We start from the raw sequence: 15778 nt of genomic DNA, 5'->3' as shown, positions 1-15778 counted from the left end.
ATATTGCGTGGTCGGATCTGGCAGGGCGGCGGGTCGTGGCGGGATCAATCCGTGCGGTGTGCCTCTTGCCAGGCGCGTGGCGAGGTCAGGAAGGTTTCCACCTCGCGCAGCGTGTCGTCGTCGAAGGTCTTCGATTCGCGCGCTTCGGCCAGGACATCCCACCAGGTGCAAAGGTGGTGCAGGGCCACGCCATGGGATTGCAGCCTGTCGATCGTTTCGGGGAAGATGCCGTAATAGAACACCACCGCCGTATGTGCGCATTGCGCGCCCGTGTCGCGGATGGCATCCACGAAGGACAGTTTCGACCCGCCATCGGTCGTCAGGTCCTCGACCAGCAGGACGCGGTCACCTTCGTTCATCACGCCTTCGATCCGGGCGTTGCGGCCATAGCCCTTTGGCTTCTTGCGCACATAGGTCATGGGCAGGCCCAGCCGTTCGGCCAGAAGCGCGGCAAAGGGAATGCCCGCGGTTTCCCCGCCCGCGACGGAATCAAAGGCTTCGGGCCCGGCTTCGCGCATCACGGTGACGGCAAGGAAATCCATCAGGATCGAGCGCGCGCGGGGGAACGAGATGATCCGCCGACAGTCGATATAGGTTGGAGAGGGAAGGCCAGATGCCAGCGTGAAGGGCGTTTCGGCATTGAAATGGACCGCCCGGATATCCAGCAGCATGCGGGCGGTCAGGCGGGCGATCTCTTCCTTGGCGGGAAACGAGCTGGGGATCATCTGGGGTCCTCTTGTTGTCTTGGCGGGCACGGGCCGGCCGGGTCAGTCATCGACATGCCAATGGATCGGCAAACCGGGGTCGAAAACGGTAACCGGGCCGTCGCCGGTGTCGATCTTTTCGGGCCAGCGGACGGGGTCATCCCTGCGGGTCAGGGTCAGGTGGCCCTGATTCGGCTCCAGCCCATAGAAGGCGGCCCCGTTCAGCGATGTGAAGGGTTCCAGCCGATCCAGAGCGCCTTCCTCCTCGAAGACATGGGCAAGGATCGACATCGTGTTCGTCGCCGTGAAACAGCCCGCGCAGCCGCAGGCGCTTTCCTTGCGGTGATCGGGATGCGGGGCCGAGTCGGTGCCAAGGAAGAAGCGCGGATTGCCCCCGGTCGCGGCCTTGCGAAGGGCCAGCCGGTGGGACTCGCGCTTGGCCACGGGCAAGCAGTAATAATGCGGACGAATTCCGCCGGCCAGGATATGGTTGCGGTTGATGATCAGGTGATGGGTCGTGATCGTCGCCGCCAGTGTCTCGTCCCCGGACAGGACATAGTCGACCGCGTCGCTGGTCGTCACATGCTCCATCACGACGCGCAGGCCCGGGGTCGCGCGCCGGATCGGATCAAGGACCCGGTCGATGAAGACGGCCTCGCGGTCGAAGATGTCGATTTCGGGGTCGGTGACTTCGCCGTGCACGCAAAGCGGCAGGCCGATCTCGGCCATGCGTTCCAGCACACCGCGCACGCGGTCGAAGTCGCGCACCCCGGACTGGGAATTCGTGGTCGCGCCCGCGGGATACAGCTTGACCGCGTGGATGATTCCCGCCCCGTGGGCCGCGGCAACGTCGTCGGGGTCGGTTGCCTCGGTCAGATACAGCGTCATCAGCGGACGAAAATCCGCGCCCTGAGACAGGGCGGAAAGGATACGTTCGCGATAGGCGGCGGCCTGGGTCGAGGTGACCACGGGCGGCACGAGATTCGGCATGACGATCGCGCGGGCGAAATGGCGCGCGGTTTCTGGCAGGACGGCATGAAGCATCGCGCCATCGCGCAGATGCAGGTGCATGTCGTCCGGGCGTCGGATGCGGAGAGTCTTTTCCATGTCCGCCAACTACACCGATTGTTGCGTCGTTTCCACCGATCAGTGCGCCGCCAGACCCGATTTGGGGGCCGGAGCGTCGGGCGTTGCTCTCGGCTTCGTGTGTGCGACGCGGCCGGGGCTGTGGTAGATTGTAATGGCGCCGCGTTCCCGCGGCATGGTCATCCCGGGATGCGCGGCCTGTCACGGGCAATGCGGGAGGACGCCATGGCCAAGACAATCGGAAATCCCCTGACCTGGGGAACGCGGGTGGTGCAGGAAGCGGGCGCAGAGGCGCGTCTGGTCGCACGCGAGATTGCGGGGGTCGAGACAACCCCGCCGGACGTGCGCAGACTCACGGTTGACGATCTTCGACAAGCCCTGCGGCACGGGCTGGCCGATTTCGCCGCGCTACGCACGGATGTGATGATGGCGTGCATCCTGTATCCGATCATCGGGGCAATTTTGGTCTGGATGGCCCTGAACAGGGGGCTGATCCCGTTGATCTTTCCCTTGATCTCGGGCTTTGCGCTGATCGGCCCCGCGGCGGCGGTCGGGCTGTACCAGATGAGCCGCGAGCGTGAAGCGGGTCGCAAGGCCGGCTGGTCGGACGCGCTGAAGGTTCTGGCCTCGCCGCGGATCGGAGCGATCCTTGCCCTGGGGCTGTGGCATCTGGCGATCTTCTTTGCGTGGATTCTGGCCGCCTATGGGATCTTCCTGGCGACGATGGGGCCGGATGTCCCGCGAGGCCTGGGCCCCTTCCTGAACGAGGTTCTGACCACGCCGCAGGGCTGGGCGATGATTGCAATCGGCATTCCGGTCGGGTTCATCTTTGCACTGATCGTGCTGGCGACCAGCGTCGTGTCGTTTCCGATGTTGATCGACCGTCCGGTCGGTCTGACGGTTGCGGTTCTGACCTCGGTCCGGGTGGCGCGCAGGAACCCGGTCGAGATCGCCCTGTGGGGGCTGATGGTCACGGCCTTGCTGGTCATCGGATCCTTGCCGTTCCTGCTGGGCCTGATCGCGGTCCTGCCGATCCTGGGGCATGCGACCTGGCATCTGTATCGCAGGGCGGTCGAGCCGCCGTCGAACTGGCCGTCGTGAACGGCGGCTGTCTGCCGATCCGGACGCGAGCCGTAGCGCCCCCCTTGCCGAAGACGATGGGCGGGTGCAGCCTGTGGACATCATCAGAAAACTTGTCGGGCAGTTGAAGAATGAAGATCAAATACTTGTTCTGGGGCGGTTTCGTCGCGGCTTCGGCGTGCACACCCGATCCGGGTCTGGTCGGTGTCGCCGGGATGCGCGAGGCGCGTGCCGATGAGGTCGCGCAATGCACGTATGTCTCGGACTTTCGGATGGTCCCGCAGGCCTATGGCCTGTTCTCGGGGCCGGGGCTGAAATATGCCCGCAACAAGATCATGGCCGATGCGCAGGCTGCGGGCGCGAACACGGTCGTGTTCGATCCGGTCTCGCCCGGACAGGATGTCTATGTCGTTCATGCAGTGGCGTATCGCTGCTGAGCGTCTAGATCCTTGGTCCCGGTGCCGGGGGAATGGGCTTTCCGGCAGCGCTCAGCTGGCCTTCGAACTCGGCCCGCAGGGCGCGGAATTCGGGTGCATCGAACCGCGATTCCACGTTGCGGCACAGAAGCGCGCCCAGATATGGCCGGCCTTCGTGGCGCAGCTTCTGGGCCAGGCTCTCAAGATAGGGAAGGTAGCCGCGTCGCGCCCGATACATTTGCCAGAACAGCGCTTCGTCCAGCCGACCTTCACAGCCAGCCTCGATCAGCGGGCGCAGGATCGCCATCCGGTGCAGGGCCGGCGCGATTCGGCGACCCAGATTGCGGCATTGCAACAGGTGCACATTGGGCCGCACGAACAAGGCGGCGTGCATGAAATCCAGGTTCTGTTCGGGGTCGAACAGGATGTGAACGGATGCCGCGGCGTCGATCATCTCTGGCGCATAGCCGTATCGGTCGGTGAAGCTGGTGCGGCGCATCTCGATGAATCGCGGGTCCCACCCGGCGACGCGGGGATCCAGGGTGGCCTGGGGCTGAATGGCGATGACATTCGCTCCGGGTGCGACCACCGAATAGGCGGCGGCGGCATAGCCGGACATTCCCGCGCCATAAAAGACCACGCGGTCAAAGCGGCCAAACCAGTCTGCATCGTCCAGCCGGTCGAAAAGGTCATACAGGGCGCGCAGCCGGTACCAGCTTTGGGTGGCGGCAAGTATTCCAAGGTATGAAAATCCGCGATCCTGCGCGATCTGCAGGCCAAGAGGCAGGCCGTCGTCATCGAGCCGCACAATGTCGTCGAGGCTTTCGAAGCTGACCAGAAGCGTTCGGCTGCCGTCACGAAACAACGCGGCGTGCGATCGACCCAGCGGACGAAGGGTCAGACCTTCGCCCGCAGCCCTGCGGATCCGCGCGAACGGATCGGCTTGCATCTTCTGCCGCGCACCGAATGCGGCGCTACCGTTACCTTGCATCGCGCACCAATTCCCCCCACCTGCCGCAATTTGATCAATCGCAAGGCGAAAGGGCAAGTTCCCAGCGCCAAACCTGTCCAAAAATGCAAGTGATTTGGCTCTTCCGGAACGGGACCGTTTCCCGAAGCCCGATGAATGGTGGGACGCGTTCAGCTCTGTTTCCGCGCGCGCAGGGCGTGACCCGTGATCAGGCTGTGTTCCTCGGGCGACAGAACGCGGCTTGGCGGGGTCATGAGCAACCGGCCAAACAATGCGCGCCATTGTTCCTCGGACATCAGCTGTTCGAAACGCTGCTGCCGCCAGGCGACGGCCCGGTCATGAAGTGCCGCAAGACCGGGATCTGACCTCAGCGCCGACAGGTTTGCGCGAACCTTGTCATCCAGTGCAAGGATCGAACGGTCCTCGACCTGGTTGAAGTTGCGTTCGACCCAGTAGGACAGATCGAATGCCGAGGCATCGCGGTTCGCGCGCCCGCGATCGCATTTCAGCACATAGGACTGCATCGACCCCAACGCATAATGGTTGAGTTGCACCAGTCGGTAATTGTCGCGCCCATAATGCGAGAAGATGCGAGAGCGAAGAAAGGCGCCGCCCAGACGCCGACCCGAGCCGTCGAACCAGCGACAGCCGGCCAGTCGTGACTTGTCCGGGCCGCGCGGGCGATGCACGCCAAGGCGCGCATAAGTGCCGTCATTCCTGAACAGCGTCTTGAACATCGCGGCCCGCCAGGGCCACCCCATGATCGCGGGCGCGGCGCGGGTGAACTGTTCGCGCACGGGCAGATCGAGGAAGTCACGGATTCCGGCATTGCCGAACAGGCGCCATGTCAATGTAATGGCATCGGCCTCGGGCAGGGCGGAGAGAAGCGCGCCGATCGTGCGGTCGCCCGCATGGATGTTGACGAATTCGTCGATGTCCAGCACCGCGATCCAGTCGGCCCGCCGGCGCAGATCGTGCCCATTGGCCAGCTTCAGCGCCGACCATTGCGGCCCCTTGTCGTGGGGGCCGTCATTGCGCAGGTGGGTCAGCTGTCCCAGCTCTTGCAACCGGTCCAGCATCAGGTCCGTTCCATCCTCGCAGTCATTCGAGATGACCAGGAAATCGGTAAAGCCGCAGGCGCGGTGATGGGCCAGCCATTCCAGCAGAAAGGCGCCTTCGTTTCGCACCGTCAGGATGGCCAGGATCCTGTCTGAGCGGGGCTGGGTCATGCGCGCGTCTCTCCGGTCTTGGCTGTTGGCAATGCGATAACACGGCCAGGGCAGGGGGCAACAGGCGCAAGACTGTTCTCAGAATCCGAAAGCCGTGGTTTAGTATCCACGATCGCACGACGAACGATCGCGACGCTGACAGGGAGGAATACATGCCACAAGTGACGATGACGGTGAATGGCCGTCAGGTAATGCGCGAGGTCGAGGGCCGAACCTTGCTGGTGCAGTTCCTGCGCGAAGGGCTGGGGCTGACGGGAACCCATGTCGGCTGCGACACCTCGCAATGCGGCGCTTGCGTGGTTCATGTCGATGGCAAGGCCGTGAAATCCTGCACGATGCTGGCGGCCGAAGCCGATGGCGCCGAGGTCACGACGATCGAGGGCGTCACGCCTGCGGATGGCGGCATGAACCCGGTTCAGAAGGCGTTTCAGGACCATCATGGCCTGCAATGCGGCTTCTGCACGCCGGGCATGGTGATGACGGCCACCGCGCTGCTGGCCGAAAATCCGCGTCCCAGCCCGCAGGAAATTCGCGACGCGCTGGAGGGCAATATCTGCCGCTGCACGGGCTACCACAACATCGTCAAGGCGATTCTGGCCGCGTCGGGCCAGGATGTCTCGGCCCTGGCCGCTGAATAAGGGGAGGGAATCATGCCCAAGGATCACGGAATAGGTGCGCCGATGAAGCGGCGCGAGGATGTGCGCTTTCTGACTGGCAAGGGTCGCTATACCGATGACATCAACCTTCCAGGACAGGCTTATGCCGTCTTCGTCCGCTCGCAGGTCGCGCATGGCCGCATCCGCAAGATCGACACGGCCGAGGCCGAGGCGATGCCGGGTGTTCTGAAGGTGTTCACATCGGCCGATTTCGCCGACAAGGGCGGCGTGCCCTGCGGTTGGCTGGTCACGGGTCGCGACGGCCAACCGATGCGCGAGCCCAAGCATCCGATCCTGGCCGAAGGCAAGGTGCGTTATGTCGGCGACGCGATCGCGGCGGTCGTTGCCGAGACGCCCGAACAGGCGCGCGACGCGGCAGAGGCCGTTATCGTGGATATCGAGGAACTGCCCGCCGTCATCGACATGAAGGCGGCGCTGGCCGAAGGTGCGCCGCTGGTGCATGACGATCTGGGCTCGAACCTCTGCTATGACTGGGGCTTTGTCGAGGAGAACCGCGCCGCCGTGGACGAGGCCTTTGCAAAGGCCGATCACGTCACCACGCTCGAGCTGGTCAACAACCGGCTGGTGCCGAACGCGATGGAGCCGCGCTGTGCGGTAGGCGACTACAACGTCGCGACGGGCGATCACACGCTGTACACGACCAGCCAGAATCCCCATGTGATCCGCCTGTTGATGGGGGCCTTCGTCCTGTCGATCCCGGAACACAAGCTGCGGGTCGTCGCCCCCGATGTCGGCGGTGGCTTTGGCTCGAAGATCTTCCATTATGTCGAGGAAGCCTTCGTCACGCAGGCGGCCAAGGTGCTGGGCCGGCCCGTGAAATGGACCGCAACGCGATCCGAGGCCTTCATGACCGATGCCCATGGCCGCGATCACGTCACCCGGATCGAGCTGGCATTGTCCAAGGACGGCGAGTTCCAGGCAATCCGCACCGAAACCCATGCCAATATGGGCGCCTATCTTTCGACATTCGCGCCCTCGATCCCGACATGGCTGCACGGCACCTTGATGGCCGGCAATTATCGCACGCCGCTGATCTATGTGAATGTAAAGGCCGTGTTCACCAACACCGTTCCGGTTGACGCCTATCGCGGCGCCGGACGACCCGAGGCGACCTATCAGCTGGAGCGCGTGATCGACAAGGCCGCGCGCGAGCTGGGCATCGACCCGATCGAGATCCGTCGCAAGAACTTCATCAAACCGGACCAGTTCCCGTACCAGACGCCGGTCGCAGTGGTCTACGACACGGGCAACTATGACGCCACGATGGACAAGCTGATCGAGATCGCCGACATCGCGGGGTTCGAGAAGCGGCGCGAGGAAAGCGCGAAGCGCGGTCTTCTGCGGGGGCTGGGCGTCAACTGCTATATCGAGGCCTGCGGCATCGCCCCCTCGAACCTTGTCGGACAGCTTGGCGCGCGCGCCGGCCTGTATGAAAGCGCCACCGTAAGGGTGAATGCGACCGGCGGCCTGGTCGTGATGACGGGCAGCCACAGCCATGGGCAAGGGCACGAGACCTCGTTTGCCCAGGTCGTGGCCGACATGATCGGCATCCCCGAGGACATGGTCGAGATCGTGCACGGTGATACGGCCAATACGCCGATGGGCATGGGTACCTATGGTTCGCGCTCGCTGGCGGTCGGGGGGTCGGCCATCGTGCGGGCGACGCAGAAGATCATCGCGAAGGCGAAGAAGATCGCGGCCCATCTGCTTGAGGCCTCCGAAGCCGATATCGAGCTGAAGGACGGCAAGTTCAGCGTGGCGGGTACCGACCGGTCCGTTGCCTGGGGCGATGTCTGCCTGGCGGCCTATGTGCCGCACAACTATCCGCTGGAGGAAATCGAGCCGGGCCTGGAGGAGACGGCCTTTTACGATCCGTCGAACTTCACCTATCCCGCCGGGGCCTATGCCTGCGAGGTCGAAGTCGATCCCGAGACGGGCAAGGTCACGGTCTGTTCCTTTGCGGCGGCGGATGACTTCGGCAATGTCGTCAACCCGATGATCGTCGAGGGGCAGGTCCATGGCGGCCTGGCCCAGGGGATAGGCCAGGCCTTGCTGGAAGGGGCGGTCTATGACGAGAACGGACAGCTCTTGACCGGCAGCTTCATGGACTATGCGATGCCGCGGGCGGATGATCTGCCCTTCTTCAAGGTCGATCATTCCTGCGCGACGCCCTGCACGCACAACCCGCTGGGCGTGAAGGGCTGCGGCGAAGCCGGAGCCATCGGCTCGCCGCCTGCGGTGGTCAATGCCGTGATCGATGCGTTGCAGCGTGGCGGATATACCCATGTCACCCATATCGACATGCCCCTGACGCCCGCGCGCGTCTGGGCGGCGATGCAACGCTGAGAAGGGAGAGAGGCCATGTACAATTTCGACTTCGTCAAGCCCACCACCCTTCAGGACGCCATTGCGGCCCTGTCGCGGGACGAGGCCATGCCGCTGGCCGGTGGCCAGACGCTGATCCCGTCCATGAAACAGCGGCTGGCCGCGCCAAGCGTTCTGGTCAGTCTGACGGGTATCCCCGAGCTGAAGGGCGTCTGTCGCGCCGATGACGGTGCCGTGTGCATCGGGGCGGCCACGACCCATGCTGAGATCGCGCGTGAGACGGCCGCGATCTATCCTGCCATTGCGGCGCTTGCCGGTGGTATCGGCGATCCTGCCGTGCGCAATCGCGGTACGATCGGCGGAAGCCTTGCCAACAATGACCCATCGGCGTGCTGGCCGGCGGGCGTGCTCGGCTCGGGGGCCACGATCGTCACAAATACGCGTCAGATCGCGGCGGATGACTTCTTTCAGGGCATGTTCACCACGGCCCTGGAGCCGGGAGAAATCATTACCGAGATCCGCTTCCCCGTTCCCGAAGCCGCGGCCTATGCCAAGTTCGAACAGCCCGCGTCGCGTTTTGCCTTGACCGGCGCTTTCGTGGCGAAGTTCGCCGATGGTGTACGGGTGGCGATCACCGGCGCGTCCGAAGGCGGCGTCTTCCGCTGGCGCGAGGCCGAGGAGGCGCTGGGCGCCAGTTTCTCGCCCGAGGCCGTGGACGGACTGTCCGTTTCGGCCGACGGCATGATCGGCGATCTGCATGGGACCCCGGAATACCGCGCCAATCTTGTGCGTGTCATGACGCGCCGCGCGGTGGCCCGGGCGCAGTGAGCAAACCGCAGGCCCGCCCCCGGGCCTGCGGCGTCAGGACGCAAAGACCTGATCGATCCGGGCCAGGGCATGATCGGTGCCGAACGGGGCGTTCACGATGAACAGGCCCGATCCGATCATGCCGTGACCTTCGCGCACGGGGGGGAACCCGACTTCGTGTCGCAGGGTGCCCGGCAGGCCGGCCGACTCCAGCGCGGCCAGCATCGGCTTGTGCAGCCCCGATTTCAGGATCGGATACCACAGGGCGATGATCCCGACATTCCATCGCTTGTGAAGCCTGGCGATCAGCCGGGGCAGCGTGTCGTATTCGGTCTTGATCTCGAAACTGGGATCGATCAGCAGAATGCCCCGGCGGGGTTCTGGCGGGGTCAGGGCAACGGCCATGCGCAGGCCATCCTCTCGGCGAAGATCCACTCGGAATGGCGCCATCGCCCGGGTCAGCGCCGCATGTTCGCGCGGGTGAAGTTCTGCCAGGTGCAGCCTGTCCTCGGGGCGCAGCATCATGGCAGCGATGAGCGGAGAGCCGGGATAGGCATTCGGGCCGTTTTGAGCGCGAGCGTGACGCAACACGCGAAGATAGGGATGATCCGGCGGGAACCGGTCCTGCAGGCGTAGGATTCCGGCCGCGGCCTCACCCGTGCGGCGCGCTTCGGGGGCAGAGAGGTCATACAATCCGCGGCCCGCATGCGTTTCGATATAGGTCAGCGGCTTGTCCTTGCGGGTCAGGTAATCGAGAATCGACGCCAGAGCCGCGTGCTTGTGCACATCGGCCGGATTCCCGGCGTGATACAGGTGCTGGTAGGACAGCATCGCGGCCTCCACGGATGCGGGAATGAAAAAGCCCTCCCGCCACGGGAGGGCCCTGTCGCCAATGTCTGTGGCCTTATTTCGGGCCGATCATCATCACCATCTGGCGGCCTTCCAGCTTTGGCATGTTCTCGATCTTGCCGATTTCCTCGACATCGGCCGCCACGCGCTTGAGCAGTTCAAGGCCAAGCTCCTGGTGGGCCATTTCGCGGCCACGGAAGCGCAAGGTGACCTTTACCTTGTCTCCGTTTTCCAGGAAGCGCTGAACGTTACGCATCTTGACCTGATAGTCATGCGTGTCGGTGCCGGGGCGGAACTTGACTTCCTTGACCTCGATCACCTTCTGGTTCTTGCGCGCTTCGGCTTCCTTTTTCTGCTGTTCGTACTTGAACTTGCCGTAGTCCATGATCTTGCAGACCGGCGGCTTCGCGTTGGGCGAGATTTCCACCAGGTCGAGTCCGGCCTCCTCGGCAAGGGCAAGCGCCTTTGCGGGGGTGACGACGCCAAGATTTTCGCCCTCTGCGCCAATCAGGCGGATTTCCGGGGCGCGAATCCGATCGTTCACGCGCGGTCCCGTGTCACGGGTCGGCGGGGCGTAATGCGGTCTGCGGGCTATGGCTTTGTTCCTTCTGTTGTGAAACCGTCGATGCGCGCCAAATTAGTCTTGCTGGCTGGCCGATTCAAGCCGGTTTCGCGCGCGGATGTCGGTTCCTCTGGGCTTCCGATACACAATCTGGCATTCAGGGGCCGATCCCAGTGATCGAACCAACCAGGAAAGTCTGAAATGAATCGTAATGTTTTGATCGCCCTTGTCGTTCTGGTACTTGCCGGAGGCGGATACATGTACCTAAACGCCCAGCGCGAAGCCGAGGAAGCCGCCGCCCAGCAGGCGGCGGAGCAGGCCGCGGCCGAGGCCGAGGCCCGCGCGCGGGAAGAAGCCCAGGCAGCCGAGGAAGCCGCCGCGAAGGCCGCCGAAGAGGCCGCCAGCGCCGCGCAAGAGGCCGCTCAGGCGGCTGAAGAGGCTGCCAGTGACGCAGCCGACGCAGTCGGCGCCGCCGCCGAAGCCGTAGGCGAGGCCGGTCAAGAGGCCATGGATGCCGTTGGCGAGGCCGCGACCGAAGCCGTCAATGCCGCGACCGAGGCTGCGGATACCGCGATGGAAGCTGCTGGCGATGCCGCGAATGCGCTGACCGAAGGCGCAGCGGACATGGCGGACCAGGCCGCCGAGACCGGGGCCGAGGCCATGGATGCGGCCGGTGATGCGGCCTCCGAAATGGCCGACCAGGCCGGCGAGGCGGCAGATGCCGCCGTCGAGTCCGGGGCGGATGCGGCCGGGGATCTGGGTGCGGCTCTTGATCCCGCGACCTTCGACGCGGACAAGGTGAATGCGGCGATCGACAATTCTTCGCTGCCCGAAAGCGTCAAGGCGACCCTGAAGTCGACCGTCGAGGCGGCGCGGAACAATCCGCAACTGCTTGAAAGCGCGCTGGCCCAGGTGCGGGCGGCCCTGGGCCTGTAAGGTCTGCAAACCGAAAAGTGGACGGGCGCCGGAATTCCGGCGCCCGTTTGCATTTCCGTCGTCCTGGGTCGGTCAGATACCGTCGCCAACGAATGCCTTTTCGACCACGTATTCCTTTGGGTCAGAATTGGCACCTTCGCGAAGCCCGAATTCCTCGAGGATCGCCTTGACGTCCAGGTTGAAGGCCAGGCTGCCGCAGACCATCGCGCGATCGTCCGCGGCATTCATCGGCGACAGGCCCAGATCCTGGAACACCTTGCCGCTGCGCAGATTGTCGGTGATCCGGCCCATGTGATGGAACTGCTCCCGCGTCGTCGTGGGGTAGTATTTCAGCTTGTCGCCGACGAATTCTCCGATCAGCGGGTCGTCGGGCAAGCTTTCCACCAGCTGGCGGCCATATTCCAGCTCGGCCGCCTCGCGGCAGGTATGCATCATGATGACCTGGTCGTATTTTTCATAGGTCTCCGGGTCGCGCATGAGCGAGGCGAAGGGAGCGATGCCGGTGCCCGTGGCCAGGAACCACAGCCGCTTGCCGGGCAAGAGCGCGTCCAGAACCAGGGTGCCCACGGGCTTGGGACGCAGGATGATCTGGTCGCCGGGCTTGATGTGCTGAAGCCGCGAGGTCAGCGGCCCGTCCGGAACCTTGATCGAGTAGAATTCCAGCTCTTCGTCCCATGAGGGCGAGGCGATCGAATAGGCCCGCAGGATCGGCTTGCCGTTCTCGTCGGGCAGGCCGATCATCACGAATTCACCAGACCGGAAGCGCAGGGATTTCGGTCGCGTGACACGGAATGAGAACAGGCGGTCCGTCCAGTGGTGGACATGGGTGACGGTCTGGGCATCCGGCAGGGTGCGGACGGATTTTGCTGCGATATCGTTCACGGTGCTCAATTCATTCATCGTGGTTGCGGGGCGTGCGCGCGTCCGCCCCCCTTCTATTCGTGTTTCGGTTTGAGGAAAAGGCTGCTTTCAGGCACCCATCTGCGACCGATAGTCGTGGTCGCGCCAGTTTGCGCGGAACAGCCACTGATCCTGCGGCTGGCGTTGGGCGAGCTCGTCGGAAATCTCGACCTCGTCAAAGCCGCAGCGCCTTGCCATGGCGTATTGATCGGCGATCACGTGACCCACGGCGCGCAGCCTGCCGGCAAAGCCGCGCCGGCGCAACAGGCGCGCCAAGGTGAAACCGCGGCCGTCCGCAAAGCTTGGGAAGGGGATCCGGATCATGTCGATCCCCTCAAAGCTGGTCGGCAGGTCATCGGGCCGCGTATCCTGGGCAATGTCGATTGCATTGCCATCGAAGTCGTCGGCATGGAAGCCGTCGTCGCGCACGATCACGCTCATGCTGCTGTCTCCTTGCTGTCGCCAACCTTCGGCAGGGGGCCGCGCACGACCCGGCCATTGACGAAATGGATGCCGCATTCCTGCTTGTCGCGGCCACGCCAACGGCCCGCGCGCGGGTCTTCGCCTTCTCGCACGGGGCTGGTGCAGGGTGCACAGCCGATCGAGGGATAGCCGCGCGAAACCAGTGGATGGCGCGGTAGGCGGTTGTTGACGATGTAATCTTCGATATCCTCGCGCCCCCAATAGGCAAGGGGGTTGACCTTGATGCGCGTGTCATTTTCGGCCTCGAAGAAATCGAGCGCGGCGCGTGTGCCCGATTGATAGCGTTTGCGCCCGGTGATCCATCCGTCGAAGCCCTGCAGCGCGTGTTCCAGCGGAACCACCTTGCGCAGATGGCAGCAGGCGTCGGGATCGCGCTGGTGCAGCAGGCGGTCGGGGTCGTTTGCCACGATCTGGCGCTGATCGGCCCGGATCGTGCGGATGTCGGTCAGGTTCAGCTTCTCGGCAAGCTCGCGCTGGTAGTCCAGCGTTTCCGGGAACAGCATGCGGGTATCGATGAAGATGACCGGTGTGCCCGGCGCGATCACCGAAACCATGTGCAACAGCACGACCGATTCGGCCCCGAAGGACGAAACCAACGCGACATGTCCCAGCTCGGGATCCATCAGCGCGTGTTCGAGCACCGAGGTCGCCGAATGGTGGCGATAGCGCGCATTCAGCCGTTCCACGCGCTCGGCAATCGTCAGGTCCGGTTTGTCAAGCGGCATGGCGATTGGCCTCGTCTGGATAGAGCGCGGCCTTGAACGGCGCGGGGCCGACGCGCCGATAAGCCTCGATGAAGGTTTCCGAAGGGTCTTCGCGCAGTTCCAGATACGTCCGCAGCAGGCGTTCGATCGCCGGAACGATCTCGTCATAGGCGAAACCCGGCCCGACGCGTTCGCCGATGGCGAAGGTCTCGGTATGGTCGCCGCCCAGCGTGATCTGGTAGTTTTCAACCCCCGCACGGTCCAGGCCAAGGATGCCGATATGGCCCACATGGTGATGGCCGCAGGCATTGATGCAGCCCGAGATCTTGATCTTCAGCGGGCCCAGCTCTTCCTCCAGCCCGATCTCGCGGACGCGCGTCGCGATGCCCTGGGCGACGGGGATCGACCGGGCGGTAGCCAAGGCGCAATAATCCATCCCGGGGCAGGCGATGATGTCCGAGGCAAGCCCCACATTCGCCGTGTGCAGGCCTTCAGTCTTCAGCGCGGCATGAAGCGCCGGCAGGTCGGACTTGTGCACATGGGGCAGGACGATGTTCTGTTCGTGGCTTACGCGAAGCTCGCCATGGCCGTATCTTTCCGCCAGGTCAGCCAGCAGGCGCATCTGGGCCGAGGTCGCGTCCCCGGGCGTCGAACCGTGCGCCTTCAGCGAAACAGTCACGATCGCATAGCCGGGCGCACGGTGGGCAGTCAGGTTCGTGTCCGTCCATGCGCGGAAGACCGGATCGCGCTCGCGCGCCTCGTGATAGGGATCTTCGGGCGCATTGCGGAAGGCGGGCGGCGCGAAATGGGACTCGATTCGACGCAGCAGATCCTGGTCGGCGCCGGTGAAGGCCCGGCGCGTTTCGACAAAGCGCTGCTCGACCGCATCGCGGAAGGCATCCAGCCCGTTTTCGAAGACGGTGATCTTGATGCGCGCCTTGTACTTGTTGTCGCGCCGCCCCATCAGGTTGTAGGTCGAGACGATCGCCTCGAGATAGGGCAGAAGGTCGGCCTTGGACAGGAAGGGCCGGATCACCTTGCCCCCCATCGGGGTGCGGCCAAGGCCGCCGCCCACGATCACCTCATATCCGGTTTCACCGGCGTCGTTCCTGACGATCCGCAGCCCGATGTCATGGGCGCGTGTGACGGCTCGGTCATGGCGGGCCCCGCTGACGGCGATCTTGAACTTGCGCGGCAGGAACTGGAATTCCGGATGGTCCGTCGACCATTGCCGGATCAGTTCGGCCGTGGGGCGCGGGTCTTCGATTTCGTCGGCGGCGGCGCCGGCGAAATGGTCCGCGGTGACGTTGCGGATCGTGTTGCCGCTGGTCTGGATCGCGTGCAGCTGCACATCCGCCAGCGCATCCAGGATATCGGGCACGTCAACCAGGCGCGGCCAGTTGAACTGGATGTTCTGGCGCGTGGTGAAATGGCCATAGCCCTTGTCCCAGCGGTCCGCGATATGGGCCAGCTGGCGCATCTGATCGGGCCGCAAGGTGCCATAGGGGATGGCAACGCGCAGCATGTAGGCGTGGAGTTGCAGATACAGCCCGTTCATCAGGCGCAGCGGGCGGAATTCTTCCTCGGTCAGGCTGCCGTCAAGGCGGCGCTGAACCTGCGCGCGGAACTGGGCGACGCGGCTGCGGACAAAGGCCTCGTCGAAATCGTTGTACTTATACATGACGCGCTTCCTGCTTGCCGTGGGGATAGTTGGACGGGCCGCGGGTGCGGAATGCCTCGCGGAAATGGACGGGTTCGGGACCGTTCGGCCCGGGCAGGGCATCGGCCAGATAGGGGCCGACGACCCGGTCCGGCTGGGCTTGCGCGAACAGAAGCCGCAGCTGGGCGTGGGCTTCGTCCTCGATCAGCTCGGCTTCTTCGTGCAGGCGGCTCCAGCGATCATCCGCGGTCAGATAGACGACGTCGCCCTCGATCAAATCGTTTGCGGTCACGATCTTTGGCGTGAACTTGCGTGCCATGGCGGTCATCCTGTCTGTCGATTGGTGACGTCAAATATAGGATAAAATCCCAATAATTGGCCATTGCATGT

General features: G+C 64.2%; 17 protein-coding genes. 6 read left to right on the top strand and 11 right to left on the bottom strand.

All coding sequences use genetic code 11. The features are described from left to right. Positions 1-44: 44 nt before the first annotated feature. Both LV82_RS04915 and pyrC read right to left on the bottom strand, forming a co-directional pair. On the bottom strand, positions 45-725 hold the full coding sequence (locus LV82_RS04915; RefSeq protein WP_104069584.1) for an orotate phosphoribosyltransferase: 681 nt from the start codon (positions 723-725) through the stop codon (positions 45-47). A 42-nt stretch (positions 726-767) separates the two neighbouring features. After that, the gene (gene pyrC / locus LV82_RS04910) at positions 768-1811 is read right to left on the bottom strand and encodes a dihydroorotase (protein ID WP_104069583.1); all 1044 of its coding nucleotides are present in this window, start codon (positions 1809-1811) and stop codon (positions 768-770) included. A gap of 204 nt (positions 1812-2015) precedes the next feature. Here pyrC and LV82_RS04905 point away from each other — a divergent pair, with 204 nt between their 5' ends. Both LV82_RS04905 and LV82_RS04900 read left to right on the top strand, forming a co-directional pair. Continuing rightward, positions 2016-2891, top strand: a complete 876-nt coding sequence (locus tag LV82_RS04905) for a DUF2189 domain-containing protein (protein ID WP_104069796.1) — start codon at positions 2016-2018, stop codon at positions 2889-2891. A gap of 110 nt (positions 2892-3001) precedes the next feature. Then, positions 3002-3307, top strand: coding sequence for a hypothetical protein (locus LV82_RS04900; protein ID WP_104069582.1), 306 nt, complete (start codon positions 3002-3004; stop codon positions 3305-3307). A 4-nt stretch (positions 3308-3311) separates the two neighbouring features. Here LV82_RS04900 and LV82_RS04895 read toward each other — a convergent pair whose 3' ends face one another. Together LV82_RS04895 and LV82_RS04890 are read right to left on the bottom strand one after the other, a co-directional pair. After that, positions 3312-4235 (bottom strand): phosphoadenosine phosphosulfate reductase, encoded by a 924-nt coding sequence (locus tag LV82_RS04895; protein ID WP_104069581.1) that lies wholly within the window; start codon positions 4233-4235, stop codon positions 3312-3314. Positions 4236-4426: 191 nt separating this feature from the next. Next, entirely contained in the window at positions 4427-5485 is a 1059-nt protein-coding gene (locus tag LV82_RS04890) for a glycosyltransferase family 2 protein (RefSeq protein WP_104069580.1), read from the bottom strand. Between the two features lie 152 nt (positions 5486-5637). On the opposite strand from LV82_RS04890, the gene LV82_RS04885 reads away from it, so the two are divergent. From LV82_RS04885 to LV82_RS04875, 3 genes are read left to right on the top strand one after another with little or no spacing between them, the layout of a single operon-like run. Beyond that, positions 5638-6123, top strand: a complete 486-nt coding sequence (locus tag LV82_RS04885; protein WP_104069579.1) for a (2Fe-2S)-binding protein — start codon at positions 5638-5640, stop codon at positions 6121-6123. 12 nt (positions 6124-6135) lie between these two features. Beyond that, positions 6136-8508: a xanthine dehydrogenase family protein molybdopterin-binding subunit gene (locus tag LV82_RS04880; RefSeq protein ID WP_104069578.1), complete on the top strand. Its 2373-nt coding sequence runs from the start codon at positions 6136-6138 to the stop codon at positions 8506-8508. A 15-nt stretch (positions 8509-8523) separates the two neighbouring features. After that, entirely contained in the window at positions 8524-9315 is a 792-nt protein-coding gene (locus LV82_RS04875; protein WP_104069577.1) for an FAD binding domain-containing protein, read from the top strand. 33 nt (positions 9316-9348) lie between these two features. Here the strand turns inward: LV82_RS04875 and LV82_RS04870 are convergent, their stop codons facing one another. Then, positions 9349-10125 (bottom strand): 23S rRNA (adenine(2030)-N(6))-methyltransferase RlmJ, encoded by a 777-nt coding sequence (locus LV82_RS04870; RefSeq protein WP_104069576.1) that lies wholly within the window; start codon positions 10123-10125, stop codon positions 9349-9351. Positions 10126-10198: 73 nt separating this feature from the next. Continuing rightward, positions 10199-10687: a translation initiation factor IF-3 gene (gene infC / locus LV82_RS04865; RefSeq protein WP_245873069.1), complete on the bottom strand. Its 489-nt coding sequence runs from the start codon at positions 10685-10687 to the stop codon at positions 10199-10201. A gap of 219 nt (positions 10688-10906) precedes the next feature. On the opposite strand from infC, the gene LV82_RS04860 reads away from it, so the two are divergent. Beyond that, positions 10907-11641, top strand: coding sequence for a translation initiation factor 3 (locus tag LV82_RS04860; protein WP_104069574.1), 735 nt, complete (start codon positions 10907-10909; stop codon positions 11639-11641). Between the two features lie 72 nt (positions 11642-11713). Here the strand turns inward: LV82_RS04860 and LV82_RS04855 are convergent, their stop codons facing one another. The 5 genes from LV82_RS04855 to LV82_RS04835 form a co-directional block, all read right to left on the bottom strand. Then, positions 11714-12541, bottom strand: a complete 828-nt coding sequence (locus tag LV82_RS04855) for a ferredoxin--NADP reductase (RefSeq protein ID WP_170063352.1) — start codon at positions 12539-12541, stop codon at positions 11714-11716. A gap of 69 nt (positions 12542-12610) precedes the next feature. Next, a complete protein-coding gene (locus LV82_RS04850) occupies positions 12611-12982 on the bottom strand; it encodes a DUF934 domain-containing protein (protein WP_104069573.1) in 372 nt (123 codons plus the stop codon). Then, complete coding sequence (locus tag LV82_RS04845) at positions 12979-13749, bottom strand: phosphoadenylyl-sulfate reductase (RefSeq protein WP_104069572.1); 771 nt, start codon at positions 13747-13749, stop codon at positions 12979-12981. The genes LV82_RS04850 and LV82_RS04845 overlap by 4 nt, the downstream gene beginning before the upstream one ends. Continuing rightward, the gene (locus tag LV82_RS04840; RefSeq protein WP_104069571.1) at positions 13739-15409 is read right to left on the bottom strand and encodes a nitrite/sulfite reductase; all 1671 of its coding nucleotides are present in this window, start codon (positions 15407-15409) and stop codon (positions 13739-13741) included. Before LV82_RS04840 ends, LV82_RS04845 begins: the two co-directional genes overlap by 11 nt. Then, on the bottom strand, positions 15402-15707 hold the full coding sequence (locus tag LV82_RS04835; RefSeq protein ID WP_104069792.1) for a DUF2849 domain-containing protein: 306 nt from the start codon (positions 15705-15707) through the stop codon (positions 15402-15404). The genes LV82_RS04840 and LV82_RS04835 overlap by 8 nt, the downstream gene beginning before the upstream one ends. Positions 15708-15778 lie beyond the last annotated feature (71 nt).

Origin of the sequence: Albidovulum inexpectatum (assembly GCF_002927635.1) — a bacterium.
Taxonomy (GTDB): domain Bacteria; phylum Pseudomonadota; class Alphaproteobacteria; order Rhodobacterales; family Rhodobacteraceae; genus Albidovulum; species Albidovulum inexpectatum.
Note: the sequence above shows the minus strand (reverse complement) of the source record. Positions and strands in the feature narration are given on the sequence as shown.

Bases quoted from the DNA above. Each gene is read 5' to 3' on its own strand.
- LV82_RS04840 (WP_104069571.1), bottom strand. From the start codon at position 15,409: ATGTATAAGTACAACGATTTCGACGAGGCCTTTGTCCGCAGCCGCGTC.
- LV82_RS04900 (WP_104069582.1), top strand. From the start codon at position 3,002: ATGAAGATCAAATACTTGTTCTGGGGCGGTTTCGTCGCGGCTTCGGCG.
- LV82_RS04895 (WP_104069581.1), bottom strand. From the start codon at position 4,235: ATGCAAGCCGATCCGTTCGCGCGGATCCGCAGGGCTGCGGGCGAAGGT.
- LV82_RS04860 (WP_104069574.1), top strand. From the start codon at position 10,907: ATGAATCGTAATGTTTTGATCGCCCTTGTCGTTCTGGTACTTGCCGGA.
- LV82_RS04855 (WP_170063352.1), bottom strand. From the start codon at position 12,541: ATGAATGAATTGAGCACCGTGAACGATATCGCAGCAAAATCCGTCCGC.
- LV82_RS04835 (WP_104069792.1), bottom strand. From the start codon at position 15,707: ATGGCACGCAAGTTCACGCCAAAGATCGTGACCGCAAACGATTTGATC.
- LV82_RS04915 (WP_104069584.1), bottom strand. From the start codon at position 725: ATGATCCCCAGCTCGTTTCCCGCCAAGGAAGAGATCGCCCGCCTGACC.
- LV82_RS04850 (WP_104069573.1), bottom strand. From the start codon at position 12,982: ATGAGCGTGATCGTGCGCGACGACGGCTTCCATGCCGACGACTTCGAT.
- LV82_RS04890 (WP_104069580.1), bottom strand. From the start codon at position 5,485: ATGACCCAGCCCCGCTCAGACAGGATCCTGGCCATCCTGACGGTGCGA.
- LV82_RS04875 (WP_104069577.1), top strand. From the start codon at position 8,524: ATGTACAATTTCGACTTCGTCAAGCCCACCACCCTTCAGGACGCCATT.
- LV82_RS04905 (WP_104069796.1), top strand. From the start codon at position 2,016: ATGGCCAAGACAATCGGAAATCCCCTGACCTGGGGAACGCGGGTGGTG.
- LV82_RS04885 (WP_104069579.1), top strand. From the start codon at position 5,638: ATGCCACAAGTGACGATGACGGTGAATGGCCGTCAGGTAATGCGCGAG.
- LV82_RS04880 (WP_104069578.1), top strand. From the start codon at position 6,136: ATGCCCAAGGATCACGGAATAGGTGCGCCGATGAAGCGGCGCGAGGAT.
- LV82_RS04870 (WP_104069576.1), bottom strand. From the start codon at position 10,125: ATGCTGTCCTACCAGCACCTGTATCACGCCGGGAATCCGGCCGATGTG.
- LV82_RS04845 (WP_104069572.1), bottom strand. From the start codon at position 13,749: ATGCCGCTTGACAAACCGGACCTGACGATTGCCGAGCGCGTGGAACGG.
- pyrC (WP_104069583.1), bottom strand. From the start codon at position 1,811: ATGGAAAAGACTCTCCGCATCCGACGCCCGGACGACATGCACCTGCAT.